This is a genomic window from Niabella hirudinis, from assembly GCF_051201075.1.
Lineage (GTDB): Bacteria > Bacteroidota > Bacteroidia > Chitinophagales > Chitinophagaceae > Niabella > Niabella hirudinis.
In genome coordinates, this window is sequence record NZ_JBPEHJ010000003.1 from 321,426 (window position 1) to 340,345 (window position 18,920).

Annotated in this window: 14 protein-coding genes; 13 read left to right on the forward strand and 1 reads right to left on the reverse strand. The window is 49.1% G+C overall.

All coding sequences use genetic code 11. The annotated features are described in order from the left end of the window. Positions 1–278 precede the first annotated feature (278 nt). The 12 genes from GGU45_RS07870 (at position 279) to GGU45_RS07925 (ending at position 16,056) form a co-directional block, all read left to right on the forward strand. On the forward strand, positions 279–3,335 hold the full coding sequence (locus tag GGU45_RS07870; protein ID WP_435223576.1) for a ligand-binding sensor domain-containing protein: 3,057 nt from the start codon (positions 279–281) through the stop codon (positions 3,333–3,335). Positions 3,336–3,342: 7 nt separating this feature from the next. Continuing rightward, positions 3,343–4,110, forward strand: a complete 768-nt coding sequence (locus tag GGU45_RS07875) for a LytR/AlgR family response regulator transcription factor (protein ID WP_435223578.1) — start codon at positions 3,343–3,345, stop codon at positions 4,108–4,110. Between the two features lie 156 nt (positions 4,111–4,266). After that, positions 4,267–6,999 (forward strand): DUF1553 domain-containing protein, encoded by a 2,733-nt coding sequence (locus GGU45_RS07880; RefSeq protein WP_435223580.1) that lies wholly within the window; start codon positions 4,267–4,269, stop codon positions 6,997–6,999. 23 nt (positions 7,000–7,022) lie between these two features. Then, a complete protein-coding gene (locus GGU45_RS07885) occupies positions 7,023–8,531 on the forward strand; it encodes a DUF1501 domain-containing protein (protein ID WP_435223582.1) in 1,509 nt (502 codons plus the stop codon). A 31-nt stretch (positions 8,532–8,562) separates the two neighbouring features. Next, positions 8,563–9,498 carry a sugar phosphate isomerase/epimerase family protein gene (locus GGU45_RS07890; protein WP_435223584.1) on the forward strand — a complete coding sequence of 312 codons (936 nt, stop codon included), beginning with the start codon at positions 8,563–8,565 and terminating at the stop codon, positions 9,496–9,498. Between the two features lie 6 nt (positions 9,499–9,504). After that, positions 9,505–10,905 (forward strand): c-type cytochrome domain-containing protein, encoded by a 1,401-nt coding sequence (locus tag GGU45_RS07895; RefSeq protein WP_435223585.1) that lies wholly within the window; start codon positions 9,505–9,507, stop codon positions 10,903–10,905. Positions 10,906–10,994: 89 nt separating this feature from the next. After that, positions 10,995–11,192 carry a hypothetical protein gene (locus tag GGU45_RS07900; RefSeq protein ID WP_435223586.1) on the forward strand — a complete coding sequence of 66 codons (198 nt, stop codon included), beginning with the start codon at positions 10,995–10,997 and terminating at the stop codon, positions 11,190–11,192. Positions 11,193–11,230: 38 nt separating this feature from the next. After that, positions 11,231–12,769, forward strand: coding sequence for a family 16 glycosylhydrolase (locus tag GGU45_RS07905; RefSeq protein ID WP_435223588.1), 1,539 nt, complete (start codon positions 11,231–11,233; stop codon positions 12,767–12,769). A 59-nt stretch (positions 12,770–12,828) separates the two neighbouring features. Next, on the forward strand, positions 12,829–13,125 hold the full coding sequence (locus tag GGU45_RS07910) for a hypothetical protein (RefSeq protein ID WP_435223589.1): 297 nt from the start codon (positions 12,829–12,831) through the stop codon (positions 13,123–13,125). Positions 13,126–13,297: 172 nt separating this feature from the next. Next, positions 13,298–13,516: a hypothetical protein gene (locus GGU45_RS07915; RefSeq protein ID WP_435223591.1), complete on the forward strand. Its 219-nt coding sequence runs from the start codon at positions 13,298–13,300 to the stop codon at positions 13,514–13,516. An 18-nt stretch (positions 13,517–13,534) separates the two neighbouring features. Beyond that, entirely contained in the window at positions 13,535–14,635 is a 1,101-nt protein-coding gene (locus GGU45_RS07920; RefSeq protein WP_435223593.1) for a metallophosphoesterase, read from the forward strand. A gap of 68 nt (positions 14,636–14,703) precedes the next feature. Further along, positions 14,704–16,056: a flavin monoamine oxidase family protein gene (locus GGU45_RS07925; protein WP_435223594.1), complete on the forward strand. Its 1,353-nt coding sequence runs from the start codon at positions 14,704–14,706 to the stop codon at positions 16,054–16,056. A 929-nt stretch (positions 16,057–16,985) separates the two neighbouring features. On the opposite strand, the gene GGU45_RS07930 is transcribed toward GGU45_RS07925, so the two are convergent. Further along, positions 16,986–18,011 (reverse strand): beta-ketoacyl synthase chain length factor, encoded by a 1,026-nt coding sequence (locus GGU45_RS07930; protein ID WP_435223596.1) that lies wholly within the window; start codon positions 18,009–18,011, stop codon positions 16,986–16,988. Positions 18,012–18,144: 133 nt separating this feature from the next. Between GGU45_RS07930 and GGU45_RS07935 the strand changes: the two genes are divergently transcribed. Further along, positions 18,145–18,843: an SDR family NAD(P)-dependent oxidoreductase gene (locus GGU45_RS07935; RefSeq protein ID WP_435223598.1), complete on the forward strand. Its 699-nt coding sequence runs from the start codon at positions 18,145–18,147 to the stop codon at positions 18,841–18,843. Positions 18,844–18,920 lie beyond the last annotated feature (77 nt).

Genomic DNA, 18,920 nt, shown 5'->3' on the forward strand with positions numbered 1-18,920 from the left:
AGTTAAAGCTACACCCCCGCAAGGCCCGGCGCTGCCGGTATTGTATTATCGGCGGCTTTGTTTACACCAATGGCAAAGTCTGCCGGATTTTTTTTGATGCTGTGGTTGAGCCAACGGAGGTTTTTGGCCGGTTAAAGGGGGGACTGCGCGGGCTACCGGCGGCTAATGGATGCAGCAGGCTATATGACAAAAAATTTGTTGGAGCGGAGGCGTAACTTTACCGGGAAATTGAAAAATTGGGATACGGTCTGCAACGCTATATAACCATACCTGCAGCTTTGCGCTGTAGTATAACGCTGGCCAGTTTGCTGCTGCTGCTGGCGGCCGGGGCCCAGCCGGGTGCGCTCAGCTTTGAAAACTACGCTTCAGAGCAGGGCCTGTCCCAAAACAGCTGTTACAGTATTGCCCAGGACGACCTGGGTTTTATGTGGTTTGGTACGCAGGACGGTCTTAACCGCTATGATGGAAAATCGTTTAAAGTATTGCTGCCTCAGTCCGGATGGGGAAGTAAACTGCCCGCGCACTATATATCGTCGCTGTTTTTTGATCCGGACAAAAAAATGTTGTGGATAGGCACCATTCGGGGCGCCTGTATTTATCATTCGGCTGGCGACTCGCTGATGCGCATCAGCGAACTGTATCCTTTTGCTGCAATGCTTGAAACAGCGTCTGTAAAAAAGATTGTTTCTTTTAAGACGAATGAATACTGGATTGTAACCTATAATAAGGGACTGATTTGGCTGAATACGAAAACGCGTTCCATAAAATCGTTTTTTGACAATGATGATGACCGGAACAATGTCAATGATATCGTTTTGCATAAGGGGACGATCGTTGTAGCGCTTGCCGGGAGGCTGATGGTTATGCGGCCCGGAACTGCTGCTTATACTGTTAGCCCCTTGTACAATAATTATCGCTTTCCGGAAATAAAAACCCTGTTTTCCTTTGACGATATGCTTTGGGTGGGTACGTTGACGGAAGGGTGCTATACCATCCGGGAGCCGCTTGGGAACATTGCGAACATTTTGCGGTTGGAGATCAACGCACTGGGCATTGGCTGCTTTACCGCGGACAGTGCCGGGAACATCTGGATCGGTACCCGGGGCAGTGGTATTATCCGCTATGATCCGCGCACAGGGCAGATCCGGTCTGCGGCGCATAATAAATATGACAACCGGTCGCTGGGGAAGAATTTTGTGCTGTCGTTGTTTTGCGACCGGCAGGGTATTGTCTGGTGCGGGGTAAGTGGAAACGGTGTTGCCAAATATGATCCGCTCCGGTACCAGTTTGGAACGGTTAGTAATGAGCCGTCAGAAGATGGATCCCTGCCGGATAATATGATCTTTCGTATTTACAGGGCCGCCGATGGTGAGCATTATATTGGCACCCAAAACAGCGGGGTGGTGAAGTGGGACCGGCCAACGCACCGGTTTCAAATGCAGGCCGGCACCGCAAAATATGGCCCTTCTAACAATACGATCTATGATATGACAGAAGATGCGCAGGGCAACCTCTGGATTGCCAGCTGGGGTGGGCTGATGCAGTTGAACCGGCAATCAAAAAAGATCAGCTATAAACCAGGGACACTGCCAGTGGCGCAAAAATTGTATGCGCTTATAAAATTAAAAAATGCCGACAGCCTTTTTATAGCTTCAGAAAATGGCCCTGGGTTCTTTTCGATAAGGGACGAAAAATGGCATGCCTGCCCCGATACAATTTTGGGGCACTCCGGCCGCTGGAGCCCGCTAACGGGACGGTACCTGTATGAAGGGGCTGGTAGTGAGCTCTGGATCTGTACAGTAGGCGCCGGGCTTGTGCGGTACAATTATAAAACACAGGCTTTTGAGGTCATTAAACCCATCAGTGATATTTCTATGTATGTCCGTCATCTTTTTCCGGACGGGGATCGTTTTTGGGTGGCTACCGATAATGGAGTGGTGGTATATGATTTCAAAAGAAAACAGGTTATAAAACATATTACCCCGGGCCCTGCAGAGGCATCGAAAGTATGTTATGCCATTCAGAAGGATACAGAAGGCTTTTTTTGGGTGAGCACCAATATCGGGCTGTACCGGATCAATCCGCATAGCTTTGAAATACAAAAGCACTATAACCTGGGCAACGGGCTCAGTTTTCTGGAGTATAATACGGCCTGCGCACTCACAGATCCGGATGGTACACTCCTGTTTGGGGGGGTGGGGGGTATTACGGTTTTTAACCCGTTGCAGCTTCGGCAAAACCATTTCAGCCCTGTGCCGCTGATCACAGCTGTTAAAATAAACGAAGCAGCCTGGCAGCCCGGCGGAAATCCTGCATTGATAAAAAGGATTACGCTGAATCATACCCAGAATTTTATTGCTATTTATTTTGCGGTTAATAACTTTTCAAATGAGCGAAACAACCAGTTCAGTTACCGGCTTAAGGGGCTTAACGAGCACTGGAGTGCACCCGGGCCGGCAAATATTGCCAGTTTTACCGGCCTGCCTCCGGGGAAGTATGTATTTGAGCTGAAATCCGCCAATAGCGATGGCAAGTGGAGCAATGGCATCTCTACGCTGGGCATTACCATCCTGGCGCCCTGGTGGCAAACGGGATGGTTCAGGGGTGGCATGGCCCTATTGCTTGCAGGGGCCGTGTTCCTGTTGGTACGCCGGAGGGAACGGTCGATAAAAAAAGAAGCCACGCTTATGAAACAAACCGCTGAAGCGGAAATGACGGCGCTGCGGGCGCAAATGAATCCTCATTTTGTGTTCAACAGCCTCAACAGTATACGGGAGATGATCCTGAGCAACGAAAACAAAGAAGCTTCGCATTTCCTGGGGAAGTTTGCAGGCCTGATCCGGGCAACCCTCGACCAGTCGGGGAAGCCCTTCGTTTCGCTCCGTCAGACGATTGACCATCTGACCCGTTATATTGAGATGGAGCAGATCCGCAACGGTGAGTTTACCAGTCGCATCCTGGCGGATGATGATCTGGATCCCGATGAAGTGCTGGTGCCTTCGATGCTCGTACAGCCCTTTGTGGAAAATGCACTTTGGCATGGCACCACCGCAGGCCGAAGAAATATTAATATCCGGATCGATTTTAAAAAACAGGGCGGGCAATTGCTGTGTATCGTGGAAGATGATGGCATTGGTATCCGTCAATCGCTGAAGAATAAAGTAAACGGAAGTAAAACCCACCATTCTGTTGGTATTGAGAACATCGCCAAACGCATCCGGCTGCTGAATGAAAAGTATGCCCTCAGCTGCAGTGTTCACATCCATGATAAAGCGGATCTTGATAGCTATACCGGCAGCGGAACGGTGGTTCAATTATTATTACCCTTCCAATAAAAAAATTATGAATCCGATAACCGCCTTACTTGTAGATGATGAGCCCAGGGGCCTTTCCTCGTTGCAAAAGCTATTGCACCTGAATTGCCCGGAAGTAAATATCCTGGCCTGCTGCCAGAATATTGAAGATGCCTCCGATAAACTGGAACGGCTGCACCCGCAGCTGGTATTCCTCGATATTGCCATGCCGGGCAAAAATGGATTTGACCTGCTGCGCAGCCTGGATCAGATATCGTTTGAGATCATTTTTGTAACGGCCCACAACAGCTATATGATGCAGGCCTTCCGGTTTAGCGCGGTGGACTACCTGTTGAAACCCGTTGAAGAGGAGCTGCTTGCCGAAGCGGTGCAGCGGGCAGCAAAAAGGATTGCCGATAAAAGCGAGGGTATGCAGCTGAACGCTTTTTTACATAACCTGCAACAGAACGGGGCGGTAAAAAAAATGAAACTCTGCGTTCCCTCGCTGAGAGGCGTTAAGGTAATTGAGATCCCCGATATTATTTATTGCGAGGCGAGCAGCAATTATACCAATTTTTACCTGGTCAACGGCGGCACATTGTGTTCCAGTAAACCCATTTTTGAGTATGAAGCACTGCTGGAGGACAGTTCCTTTGTTCGGGTGCACAAGTCCTTTCTTGTAAACCTTGAGCATATTAAGGAATACATCAGGGGTGAGGGAGGAAGCGTTATGATGACGAACAACCATGAAGTTGAAGTTTCCCGCAGAAAAAAAGAGTTGTTTATAAAAAGGATGCGGGAGTATTATAAGTATTAGCAGGAGGCGTTTGCCGCAGACTGCTATTGATAAAAAAGTATCGGTTTTGGATAAAATCATATCAGTTTTCCCCGTCCTGATTTGAAAGCGTCATTTTTTCTTTAACGAAACCCCAAACTTTAGTAAGTTTGAAAGGAAGAATGATTGCATAAAACGATGGTTCATATTTATTACAACAGGAAAATGCTGCTGGTACTGGCCCTTTTGGCAGCTACGGGTATTGCCGCATGTTGGAGCGGCCGTTCCCGGCAGGTAGATTTTAGTGCTGATGTAAAGCCCATTCTGAACAAGAAATGCATTACCTGCCACGGAGGCGTAAAGGCCAAGGGGGGCTTCAGTGTATTGTTCAGGGAAGAAGCCCTGGCAAAAACAGAATCCGGAGAGCCGGCCATTATACCGGGCGACCCGGACAACAGCGAAATGATCCGGCGGCTAACATTGAAGGACCCGGAAGAGCGCATGCCTTATAAACATGAACCGCTGAGTGAAGATGAAATTGATATTTTGCGGCGCTGGGTTAAACAGGGGGCAAAATGGGGCGACCACTGGGCCTATCTTCCTGTAAAACAAACGCCGGCGCCCGATGAAGACAATACCTGGATCCGCAATGATGTAGACCGGTTTGTTTTTGAAAAGCTGGATGCGCAGGACCTGGAACCGGCGGCAGAGGCCGATCCGGAGACCTTGCTGCGGCGGGTAAGCCTCGACCTGATTGGTATGTATCCCCCCCGGGAGGTGGCAGATCAGTATTTGAAAAACAGCGACGATAAGGGGTATGAGCGGCTGGTAGATGCCTTGCTGGCATCTACTCACTTTGGCGAAAAATGGGCGTCCATGTGGATGGACCTGGCGCGGTATGCAGATACGAAAGGATATGAATCGGATGGAGGGCGCAGCATCTGGCGGTACCGCGATTGGCTGATTGATGCCTTTAATGCCGACAAGCCCTACAATGTTTTTTTAACCGAACAAATCGCCGGCGACCTGTTGCCCAATGCCACCGATGCGCAATACATTGCCACCGCCTTTAGCCGAAACTCTATGACCAATGATGAGGGAGGCACGGATAATGAAGAGTTCCGGATTGCAGCGGTTATGGATCGTGTCAATACCACCTGGGAATCGGTGATGGGCACTACTTTTTCCTGTGTACAATGTCATAGCCACCCCTACGACCCCTTTCACCATGATGAGTACTATAAATTCATGGCCTATTTTAATAACACAAGGGATAATGATATTCCGGGAGAATACCCCGTGCTGAGAGAATACAATGATTCTTTGAAAAATGAACTGACACAACTGATCAGCTGGATCAAAGAAAAAGGAACCGCCGAACAATCCGAACGTGTTCGCCATTTTTTGAAAACACTGCAACCTGCATTTTACGCCACCACCGCTGATAGTTTAAAAAATGCGCTGCCCACTAATAAAAATGGCCCGCTCAATATGCGCAACCAATCCCACGCCCGCCTGAAGCACATACAGCTGGATGGAATTGGCCAGATTGTTTTTATGTTCTATTCCAATAAACCGGGAGGTAAGATCATTTTCAGGAAAGATCATCCATTGGGAGAAATATTGGGCACTTATGTGGTGCAGCCGGAGGGCGGGTGGCGTTATGGTATAATGGGCACCGCAGCAGCAACCGGAATTCATGATGTATATGTTACCTATCAGAATCCTGGCGACAAAACTACGGATATTATGGCCACTTTTGACTGGTTCGGTTTTCTTCCGGAGTTACCGGCAAAAGGCACTCCGGACTATGCGGCGCATGAAAAAACATACCAGGACCTGCTCAATGCCCGGCCAACCTCAACGCCGGTGATGGTAGAAAATCCCGTTTGGATGCAGCGTGAAACGCATGTATTTGAGCGTGGCAACCGGCTTACGCTTGGGAAGAAGGTTACCCCCGCCGTTCCGCAATCCCTTGGATTTGCCATGCCGGCCAATGCACCTAAAAACCGCATGGGGCTGGCCATGTGGCTTACCGATAAGCGGAACCCGCTGGTGTCCAGAACCATGGTGAACCGCCTCTGGGAGCAACTGTTTGGCATGGGGATCGTAGAATCACTGGAGGATCTGGGCACACAGGGTATCACACCCACACACCGCGAACTGCTGGATCACCTGTCCTGGAAATTTATGCACGATGATAACTGGAGTATTAAGAAGTTGCTGAAGGAGATGGTGATGAGCGCTACTTACCGGCAGGATTCCAAGCTGACCGATGAGCTCAAAGAAAAGGACCCAACCAATAAATGGCTGGCACGGGGTCCCCGGGTGCGGCTGAGTGCTGAGCAGCTGCGGGACCAGAACCTTTGCATCAGCGGACTGATGAGCGCTAAAATGCACGGGCCGGGGGTAATGCCCTGGCAGCCGGATGGCATCTGGCTGTCGCCGTACAATGGGGCGCGCTGGAGAAACAGCACCGGGGAGGATCAGTACCGAAGGGCCGTGTATACTTACTGGAAACGCACAGCGCCTTACCCTTCCATGATCTCTTTTGATGGGGTGCAGCGGGTACTGTGTACCGCCCGGCGCATCCGGACCAATACGCCTTTGCAGGCGCTTACCACCCTTAATGATTCCGCTTATATTGATATGGCGCGGCACCTGGCCTCCCGCATGCAGCAGGAAGGGGGGAAGGATGTGGCTGGCCAGATAAAGAAGGGATATCAGCTGATGCTTTATAAGCCCATAAAGGAAGACAAACTAAAAGTGTTTGAGGATCTGTATCAGCAGGCCTTAAAGGAATTTAAACCCGGATCAGCAAAGACAAAAGCCATGATGGGGGGGCAGGAAAATGCAACGCCGGCGGCAGCAGCAATGGTAGTGGTTGCCAATGCAATGCTGAATCTGGATGAAGTAGTCGTGAAAAATTAGCGTTGCTCAAAAAACAGATCGCAATGACAAAAAAAGACCTTATTGATCAACGGTTGGTAAAGGAAGCCGAACAGATGGTGATGCAAACGCATACCCGGCGCCACTTTTTAAAAGAAAGCGCTATGGGATTGGGGGCGCTGGCTATGGGATCGCTCCTGGGTAGCTGTGGCGGTAAAAAGAAAGCCGCCCATTCCATCGTATTTGACCCGGCGCATCCCTTGTTGCCAAAGGCGCCACCCTTTGTGGGCAAGGCCAAAAGCGTTATTTTTTTACATATGGCCGGGGCGCCGTCACAGTTTGAATTATTTGATTATAAGCCGGAGCTGGCAAAGATGGATGGGCAGGATTGTCCGCCCTCGTTCCTCGAAGGGAAACATTTTGCCTTTATTACCGGGGTTCCGAAAATGCTGGGGCCACAAGCGGCTTTTTCCCAACATGGTCAATCGGGCGCATGGGTGAGCGAATATCTTCCGCATTTTTCAGCGTTAGCGGATGAGGTATCCTTTCTCAAAGCCGTTACCACCGACCAGTTTAATCATGCTCCGGCGCAGCTGCTGGTGCATACCGGCAGCGCCCGGCTGGGGAGGCCCAGTATCGGCAGCTGGGTAACTTATGGATTGGGAACAGAAAATCAGAACCTGCCGGGCTTTGTAGTGCTCACCAGCGGTGGCAGTTTTCCCGATGCCGGTAAAAGCGTATGGGGAAGCGGGTTTCTACCCTCGGTGTACCAGGGTGTGCAATGCCGCAGCGAAGGCGACCCGGTACTGTTCATCAAAGACCCCGATGGTATGAGCCGGGATCTGCGCAAAGCATCTATCGAGGCCGTCAATAAGGCCAATATGCAGGAGTACAAAGAGTATAACGATCCGGAAATCCTTTCCCGCATCTCTCAATATGAAATGGCCTACCGGATGCAGATCACAGCACCGGACGTGATGAATATTAACGGTGAACCGCAATACATTCATGAGATGTATGGTACAAAACCGGGCAAAAGCTGTTTTGCTAACAATGTGCTGCTCGCAAGAAAACTGGTGGAAAAAGGCGTTCGATTTGTGCAGCTCTTCGACTGGGGCTGGGATGCGCATGGCGATAGCGCCGGCAACGCACTTAATATCGGCATGATCAATAAATGCCGGAGCGTGGATAAGCCGGTAGCCGCACTGCTACTGGATCTGAAGCAGCGGGGTTTGCTGGATGAAACCCTTGTGGTATGGGCCGGCGAGTTTGGCCGCACCCCCATGATGGAGAACCGCAACGGAGCGCAGAACCCCTTTAAAGGGCGCGATCATCATACAGAAGCCTTTACCATCTGGATGGCCGGCGGTGGTATCAAAAAAGGAACAACGCATGGCGAAACCGATGAAATCGGGTATACCGCCCTGAGCGGCAAAGTGGATGCCTTTGATATACAGGCAACCATCTTGAACCAGCTGGGGTTTGATCATGAGCAGTTTACTTACCCCTACCAGGGGCGCCCCTTCCGTCTTACTGATGTAGGAGGAAAAGTGATACAGGAGATTGTTGCTTAAATTTGGATTGTTCACAAACGATTGCAGGATTATGAACCATAGTAGAAGAAACTTCTTAAAATCATCATCCGCTGCGGCTGCAGCGGGTTTATTTTTCCCTTCCGGGGAAGCGGCTTCAAAGCCGTCATCATTAAATGTGCCGGCAAAACCCGGTTTTCGCCTGGTTATAATGGCCACCAACTGGGGCTTCAACGGATCCATGGATGCTTTTTGCGCAGCAGCAAAAAAAGAGGGGTATAATGGTATAGAAGTATGGTGGCCGGCAGAAGCTGCGCAACAAAAGGAACTGTTTGATGCATTAAAGAAATATGGCCTGGAGGTAGGCTTTCTTTGCGGCGGTTATCAGGCTAACCCGGCAGCGCACCTGGAATCGTTTAAAAAGTCTGTAACGGCCGCCGCCCGAAACCTGGCGCAGAAGCCGGTTTATATCAACTGCCACTCCGGAAGGGATCATTTCAGTTATGATGAAAACAAAGCATTTATCGATACGACTGCCACGCTCTCCACGCAAACGGGGATCACCATCTGTCATGAAACACATCGTTCCCGTATGTTGTTTGCGGCTCATGTGGCACGGCAGTTTATTGAAAAGAACCCTTCCTTAAAGTTGACACTGGATATTTCGCACTGGTGCAACGTGCACGAAAGCCTGCTGGCCGATCAGCAGGAAACTGTTGCCCTGGCTTTGTCGAGGGTGGAGCATATACATGCCCGCATCGGGCATCCCGAAGGTCCGCAGGTTAATGATCCGCGGGCACCGGAATGGGAGGCCGTGGTTAAACAACATTTTGACTGGTGGGATGTAGTTGCAGAACGCAAGCGGAAAGAGGGAGCGGTAATGACCGTGCTTACGGAGTTTGGTCCGCCAACCTATATGCCCGTGCTTCCCTACACCCAACAGCCCGTAGCTGATCAATGGGCTATTAATGTACATATCATGAAAACACTTAGAAACCGGTATCAATAACAGCTTATGACCCTTTGTGCCCTTGTGGATTTTATTGGAAGATTTCACCCGGTATTGGTGCACCTGCCCATTGGGGTACTGTTGGCTGCCTGTTTGCTGCAGTTATTTGCAAAACGCTTTCCCCTCCTAAAGCCATCCATACCTGTATTGTTATTTTGGGGAGCTATAGCCGCTATTGCTTCCTGCATTACCGGTTACCTGCTGTCCGGTACCGGGGATTATGATGCGGTTTTGGCAGCACAGCACCAATGGCTGGGTATTGCAACAGCAGTAACCTCGCTGGTTTTTTACCTGCTGATCCGGTTTTCACTGGTTTCAAAATATACCCGCCTGCTGGCTGGATTCGTTATTGTGTTGATTACGGTTACCGGCCATCTGGGTGGCTCGCTGACTCATGGTTCCGGTTATTTAATTCCGGAGGCGGAGGTTGATCAGACTATGAAACCCATCCCTAATATCCAGGAAGCGGTCTTGTATACCGATGTGGTGCAACCCATCCTAAAGCGGAAATGCTATACCTGCCATGGCAGCACTAAGCAAAAGGGGAAATTACGTTTGGATGCGGAAAACTATATTTTAAAGGGTGGAAAGGACGGTAAAGCGATTGTGAGCGGTAAGCCGGATGAGAGTGCCCTGGTTAAACGGCTGCTGTTACCGCTAAATGATGATGATCATATGCCGCCCAAAGAAAAGCCACAGCTAACGCCCAATGAGGTGGCCGTATTGAGCTGGTGGATCAGCACCGGCAACAGCTTTACCAAAAAGGTAAAGGAATTGCCGCAAACGGAAAAGATCAAACCGGTACTGGCCGCGCTGCAATCGGGCAGTGCCGGCGGCGGCAAGCCAAAGAGTACGGATGTACCGGATGCAGAGGTAAGCGTAGCGGATGTGGATGCTGTAAAAAAACTGAAAGATGCCGGCGTAATGGTGGTTCCGGTTTCAAATGAAAAAAATTACCTGTCGGCCAGTTTTGTCACCGCCGGAGGCCAGGCGGGAGAACTGGTCAGGCTGCTGGCACCCATAAAAAAACAATTGGTATGGCTCCGGCTTGACAACAGTAATATTGACGATGAAGGCCTTTCGGAAATCGGCCGGCTTCAAGGGCTTACCCGGCTCTATCTCAGCAACACGGCAATAACGGATGCCGGCTTACAGCACCTGAAATCCCTGAAGCAGCTGCAGGTGCTCAACCTGGTAGGAACAACCGTTACAGAAAAAGGAGTTGCTGCACTAAAAGAGCTGCCGGCGCTGCGGGCCATCTATCTTTATAAGACTGCCGTAAACAGGGCCGCCTGGATGCAGTTAAAACAGGCCTTTCCAAAAACTGTACTGGACTCGGGTGGTTACAGTGTTCCTACCCTCGTTACAGATACCACCCTTGTAACTGCAGACCAGCAGAAGAAATGAACCATTGCTATGCGGTATCCGGATGGTGCCCTGCTTCAATAAAAGACGTATCAAAATTATTTTTTGTAGCTTAGAAGCCAATATTACTGATGAGGCGGATTCGCTTGCTATTGATCGGTACAGTTCCGCAGTTGGCCGCTGTGGCTCAATTGAAGCCTTTGGCGGGGACGGTTTTTGGCGCTTCTTATTGGGACGATCCGCAGGAGAAAGTAGTAGCATTGCTGTTTGTACAGCAGTGGCCGTTGTCGCACGGCGAGCTCGCAGATAAATTTAAAGCCCTGGTGTAACAGGCATTGAAATAAATAATACATATCTTTTACAAAACATGAAGCAATTTTTATTCCCGGCGGCGCTGGTGACTTTTATTTTAAGCAGCTGCAGCGGACCGGCAAAAACGCAGCAGACAGAGAAAAAAGTAACATTTGCGGCAAACCCCATCGTTGCCCACAGGGGCGCATTTAAGAAAAACCAGTTTCCGGAGAATTCCATTGCCTCATTACAACACGCCATCGCATTGAGATGTACCGGATCAGAATTTGATGTACAGATGACGGCAGATGATTCGCTGATCATAAACCATGATCCGCATTACAATCAGCTGGCGATTGAAAATACCCGCTATGCCGATCTGGTCAAAACGCCCTTGTCAAATGGGGAACAATTACCCACGCTAAGGGCCTATCTCCTGGCGGGGTTGAAAAATAACCGGTCAACCCGCCTGGTGCTGGAAATAAAACCATCGGTCATCAGCAAAGAACGCGGACAATTGATTGCCCGGCGGGTGGTAGATCTGGTGCACAGGCTGGGTGCCGCTCCCATGACAGTTTATATCAGCTTTGATTATGAAATCTGCAAAAAGGTAAAAGCGCTGGATCCACAGGCGCATGTGCAGTATTTAAATGGCGACAAATCGCCGGAAGCAATCAGGGCCGATGGGCTGGACGGGGTAGATTACCACTACTCTGTTTTTCAAAAACATCCGGATTGGATCGGGCAGGCCCGGCAACACCAGGTGGTGCTGAATGCCTGGACGGTAAATACGGCCGCTGAAATGGATTGGCTCCTGGCCAACGGCTTTGAGTTTATTACCACCAATGAGCCGGAGCTCCTGGCGGAGCGAATCAAAGCAACACCCGCTTCCAGAGGGTGGAAGCTGGTGTGGAGCGATGAGTTTAATCAGAATGGCTTGCCCGATGAGAGCAAATGGGGCTATGATGTAGGGGGCAATGGCTGGGGCAACCGCGAGCTGCAATATTATACGAAGGCCGATAGCAATAATGCGCTTGTTAAAAAAGGTAAACTCATGATCACGGCGCATAAAGAAAAACGGGAACAGAACACCTATACCTCTGCCCGCCTGGTTACAAAAGGAAAGGGCGACTGGTTGTATGGCAGAGTAGAAGTAAGCGCCAAATTACCCGCTGGCCGTGGCGTATGGCCGGCGATATGGATGCTGCCCACTGAATGGAAATATGGCGGCTGGCCGGCAAGTGGCGAAATAGACATTATGGAAAATGTAGGCTATAACCCGGATACCGTGTTTAGCAGTGTGCATACCCAATCATTTAACCATGTGGCAGGCACGCAAAAAACAAAGGGTTTATTTTTAAGGGATGCTGCCACAAATTTTCATTTGTACGCCATTGAATGGGACAGAGACCAGATCGATTTCTTTGTGGACGATCAATTATTCTTTTCATTTAAGAATACCGGAAAGGGGTTTAAGGAATGGCCCTTTGATCAAAAATTTCATCTGTTGCTAAATATTGCTATGGGTGGAAACTGGGGCGGCGTAAAGGGCGTAGACGAACAACTTAGCCATGCCGTTATGGAAGTTGACTATGTACGGGTTTTTCAAAAATGACCGGCGCCCGTTAAAACGGAAGCGTCCTATAAACGGAAGGCTAATTATAAAATGATCGTATGAAAAAAGGATTGCTGTTACTTGCCGCTGTTTTACTTGCGGTGATAATTCATGCACAGGACTATTTATTATTTCAGAAATTCCGGTTCATACAAAATGGCGATACCCTGCCCTACCGGTTGTTATTGCCGGAAAACTATAACCCGCAGCAGCAGTATCCGCTGGTGTTGTTCCTGCACGGACGGGGTGAGAGCGGAAACGACAACGAAGCGCAATTATTGCATGGAGCCTCGTTATTTTTAAAAGAAATGATAATTTTAATAAAAAGCCCAACAAATAATTCCTACCCGTGTTAATTTATTATGAATTAGCAGTTGGTTAATGACTGGCGTTGCTGTTCATCGATAGATTTGCAGGAGATAAATGGAAAGAGGTTGCTAACACTCATTCGTTTTTAAATGATAAAAAAGCAGGCAACTTTTGCCATTTATTTCATATCTTACGGTTATGAATAAATAGTTTAGAGTGATGAAGAATACGTATCGTTTAATAGGATTTGTGATTTTAGGTATTGCTGCATCTGCAGTTACAGGTGCGGTATGTGAAGCACGCAGAAGAAATGCGAAGAAACGATTGCTGGATACAGCGAATGAGGGCTATGAAACCGCTCATGATATTATTTACCCCGGAAAAGGGCATCATCGTGCCAAAAAGCTTCGTTACGGACCTGTTTACCCGGGTATGTAACCATTCCCTTCTCAAACTATGCAGCGGTTACTCCGGTATCTGTTATTAAAACCTGTTCTTTGGGCTGCCCGGAGATTTGATTCCAGTCCCGATAAGTCCAGGATTTACGATGCGCTTACCCGTCTATTCAATCATATTATAAATAATCCCGGGAAGCAGGGACCTGTAATCCATTTTGACGCACAAAACGGGAAGCTTGTTGTTTTTTCAGATCAGCATAAAGGAGCGCGTAACGGGGCCGATGATTTTACCATGGCTGCCCCGGCTTACCTGGAGGCCCTGAAGTATTATAACGAAGCGCAGTTTCTTTTTATAAATCTTGGCGACTGTGAGGAGCTTTGGGAGAACACCCTTTCAAAAGTTAAAAAAAATAACGAAGCGCAGTTTGCAGCGGAGAGGGCGTTTGTGCAGCGGGATGCCTTTGTAAAAGTGATCGGCAATCATGATCTGTACTGGGCTAATGACCCCCTGGCGGGGTTAGAACTGGAGGCGCTGTACGGCCGGAAAATAAAAGCCTGGGAAGGCGCTATCCTTGATACCCGGGTTAACGGCGAATCATTACGGATCTTTTGTACACATGGCCACCAGGGCGATGCCAACAGCGATGGAAACTGGTTTACAAAATTTTTTATTTCGAGGATTTGGGGACCATTGCAATCTTACCTGCGGATCAACCCCAATGAGCCCTCGAACAATGCCTATAGAAAGACGGTTCATAATGAAATTATGTATGAGTGGTCTGCCGAGCAGGATCATATCCTTTTGATAACCGGGCATACGCATCAGCCGGTATTTGAATCACTCACCCATATTGAGCGGCTGTACCGCCAGATGGATGTTGCCAAAAACAATAAGGATGAAGAAACGATCAAAAACATACAGGAAGAAACCAATCTTTACCGCGACCGGTTCAACAACCTGGCCCTTGATTACCAGAAGATACTGCCAACCTATTTTAATACGGGCTGCTGTTGTTTTTCAGATGGGGACATTACGGGTATTGAAATAGAGAACGGGATGATCCGCCTGGTAAAATGGGGAAAGGTGAACCAGGGCGGTGGCAGAATGGTACTGGAGGAAATGCCGCTTGCAGCCATAACAGCAGCCATAAGAAATTAACTACTCGCCAGATTCAGGTATGTGTACCTGTTGCAGGTGCTCCTATCTTCACGGTTCAAATTTATTGCATGGATCGCCGCCGTTTTATCCGCCAGGGCGCGTTGTCTGCCGGAGCCCTCGTTATTTCGGGGCATAGCCCTTTTAAACAGTATCCGTTAAAGAAACCGGAGGTCATTGTTATTGGTGCCGGCCTTGCCGGCTTAGCCGCTGCTTACCAACTAAAGAAAGAAGGATGCGCAGTGACGGTAATCGAAAGCCGCAGCAGGATCGGCGGGCGTGTTTTTTCGCACCGGATCAGCAATGATCTGGTTATTGAGCTGGGAGGCGAATGGGTAGGCAATTCTCATAAGCGTATGCAGGAGCTTTGCGCAGCATTTGGACTTGAGTTGGAGAACAATCAAATGGATACGCACCTCATCTATAAAAACACCTATCAAAAACCGGGCGCCTGGGATTACAGCGATGACTGGAATAAAAAGTTTAAAAAGATTCTGGAAGCCTACCCGCATTTAAAGGAGGCCGACAAACGGCAACTCGACCGGTACGACTGGTGGCGCTTCCTGGTGAACAATGGCTGCAGCGGCCGTGATCTCGACATCCGGGAACTGCTGGACAGTACCGACTTTGGGGAAAGCATCCGTCATGTTTCTGCCTTTGCAGCTTTAGCGGAATATGCGGAAAGCAGTGAGAAAAACGAAATGGATCTTAAAATAAAAGGCGGCAATGCGCGGCTGGCAGATAAGCTTCGGGAACAGATAGGCGCAGCGAACATTTATTGCAATCACCACGTTTCGAAGGTTGTTCAGAAGAACAGTGTGGAAGTGATGTGCAGCAATGGCAAACGGTTTTCGGGCGACCGGCTGATCTGCGCCATTCCCACTTTTTCTGTTCAGAAAATCAACTGGGACCCTGGCTTGCCCGCGCACTTATCTGCCGCAATAAATGCGCTGCAATATGCGAGGATCAACAAACATGCCCTGCATTTTAAAGAGCGGTTCTGGAAGGACGAAGCTTTTGACCTGGTGTCGGATCAGTCGCCACATTATTTTTACCATGCTACCAAAAACCAGGCATCTGCAGAAGGAGTTTTGATTGCATATAGCATTGGGGATAAGGCGGCATCCAATGCCAACCAGTCAGACAGGTTTCTTGCAAATGATGTGTACCGTTGTCTTGAATCTCATTTCGGAAACATCAGTTCCCTGTTAAAGGGGCAGGCAAATTATTACTGGGGCAATGACGCCTATTCGTACGGCGCCTATGCGCTTTATGGAATCGGTCAATGGTTTGAGCTGATGCCGGAGTTAAAGAAAAAATTTCTGCATACTTATTTTGCCGGTGAGCACCTGGCCGATTGGCAGGGGTTTATGGAAGGGGCAATTAATACGGGTGAAGCCGCCGCCGATGCGGTTATGGGATAAGGATGTACCGGGAATCGGCTTATGAGGTGTTGCCATCCTGCCCGGAAGGTATGGAGTTTACCCAGACTCCCCGCAGATTGATCTCTGATATTTGTCAATGAAGATTACGTTATGTATTGAAGATCAATTATACTATTGACAAGAGGATGTCTCAAAAGTCGCTTTACAGCATGATGTCGTTCTGAAGATGTCGTCCCGGGTCCGAAGATGTGATCCCGGGCCTGACCCGGGATCTATTCTTGTTTTAGCATCTATTGACGAACAATCATCTTTTGATACCGAAACAATCCCGAAGGTTCGCATACGCGTCAGGTTAAGAACAGGTCATGTTGCCATGAAATGTAGTACGGGTGAGCCTTTCACGCCAAAAAGATCGCATCTTATAATGGCAAACAGGCGCAGCGCGCCGTTAACCCTTATAACGATGAGCGCCCAAAACCTCCCGTAGCCGCAGCGCGGCGGTAATTTCGTACGCGGGGCTTGTACAAACCGCAATGATTACCGGTGCGCTGCACCTTTATTACCCGTATTGTCGTTTACTAACAGGATCAGCGCTGCGCTGCAGCTCCCAGGGCAAAAATTAACCTGACGCACATGCGATCGCCATCGGGACGGCATGACAAAACAGCGACTTTTGAGACAGCCCCTTCTATATGCAATAGTCCTGAAACAGGAGATCCCTGGACAAGCCCGGGATGACATCAGGGTGACCGGAAGCAGGTATTGTTATAGCCCCATTATGTGTTTGCACGCAGCAAATTCCAGCTACCATATATACTTCGACAATGATTTTCCCGCTTTGGCGTAGGCTTCGGAAATTCTCCAGCTGGTATCAAAATCAACGCCCATAGCATCCCGGCCCGGGGCATTATCCATGGAAAGTATTGCAATAACATTGTCCCGGTTGGCGGTTTCAATAATAGTGACAGTTATTGTTTCGAAACTACCAGGAAGCTGTGTTGCATTCCATGGTAATGGTTATAAATGATCACCCGGTCAATGCCGGGAGGTACGGCTCCTTTTTTTACAAAAACCGCCGGTACTTCCTGTTTTTGCAGGATATCAGCCGCCAGCCAGGTAGCAAAAGAAGTGGCCGTAGGATATTCGCCGGTTAGGTGTTTAAACCGGAGCACGGTTGTTAGCGGCAGCAGTGTTTCCAGGTTGTCATAAAAAAAACGGTAGCGTTTATCTCCGTTGTCGCCCGATAGGAGCAGGGTGTTGGGTGTAACAGGGTAGTTGGCCAGCAGTTGTTCAAACCGTTTGGCCACGTTTTGCGGATTTGCGGTGTGCAGGGTTTCAATGGCCTCAATTTTGGCAAGCGCCCCATCGGGCTTGCCGCTTAGCAAAAAAAGGGCAGCGCCTTCTCCTGCAATAGTTGCGGCATGGTCTGTATCAAAAAGGCTTTCGTTTGTCAGTGCGGGATCGTACCAGCCCGCCAGCCGGTCTATATTATAATTGTATGTAGATATTTCATCTACGGCCCCCGCCAGGTAAACGCGCTCGGGGTGGTCGTTCAAAAACATTTTTGCATCCAGCAGCGCATTTTCAAAAGCCAGTCCGAGGTGCACATGGGTGGCATTATAATTCCGGTTTTTGGTAGCCAGGCTCAGCTGGCCGGCAATAGCATTGGGTGTGCTTTGTACAAAGTTGCCCGGGGTAAGCATTCCCTCTTCATAATCAATGATCTGGTTCAGAAACTTGATACAGTCTTCCATGCCGCCGTTTGCGGTTCCTATGATGATGCCGTCCGGCACCGTTGTTTTTAGCAAAGGCAACCCGGCCCCAATGCCCATGCGTACCGCCTTGCTCATCCTGCGCAGCATACCGGGAGGCACGCCTTCCAGCACGGGCTCAAGCGCCACCATCTTACCATCGGCAGCGGAATTAACCGCATCCAGGTTTACCGGCGCCACCGTATGCTGCGGCGAAATACAGATCTGCTGATGAATATACAAGGTATAATTTTGGGGCTAAGATAGGTAAATTAGTGATCAGCCTTTAGCCCCCGGAACAGGATCGCAGGCTTTTTCTTTAACGAAATCATAAAAAAAATTATACGTACTTCGCAGCAATCAAATAGTGTGGAATATGAATATTTTAATTACCGGCGCTTCGCAGGGAATCGGTTTTGCCATTGCAGAAGTTTTTGCAAAAAAAGGGAACCGGGTCTGGATCACTTCAAAAAATGAAGTACGGCTTTACCAGGCATTGGCTACCCTGCAGGCAACATACCCCGATGCCGCCTTTGGTGCAAAAGCATTTGACCTTTCCGTTAAAGAGCAGGCAATAGCCCTGGGCAAATGGGTGCTGGAACAGGGGGTTCCTGATATACTGGTTAACAACGCCGGGCTTTTTGAACCGGGAAATATAACCGATGAAGCGGATGGTGCGTTGGAAAGCCAGATGACAACAAATTTGTACAGTGCCTATCATCTTACCCGAACGCTGCTGCCGGCCATGAAGGAAAAAAGGCAGGGATTTATATTTAATATCTGTTCCGTTGCCGGGCTGCAGGCATATCCGGGCGGCGGCTCTTACAGCATCAGTAAATTTGCGCTGAACGGGTTTAGCCAGAATCTCCGGGAGGAATTAAAACCCCATGGCATAAAAGTGACCGCCTTGTTTCCGGGGGCTGTAAAAACAGCTTCCTGGGGCGATTTTGATAATACGGGGAAAAGGATTATGGAGGCAGGCGATATTGCGGCGCTTATCGAAACAACCACACGCTTATCGGATGCTGCTTGCGTAGAAAGTATTATCTTAAGGCCCCAATTGGGCGATCTGTAAGGCCGGATATGGCCTGTATTATTTTTTGCTAAACCCTAAAAAGAATCCCGTAGGCGGGAACGCATATTAAAAGATAC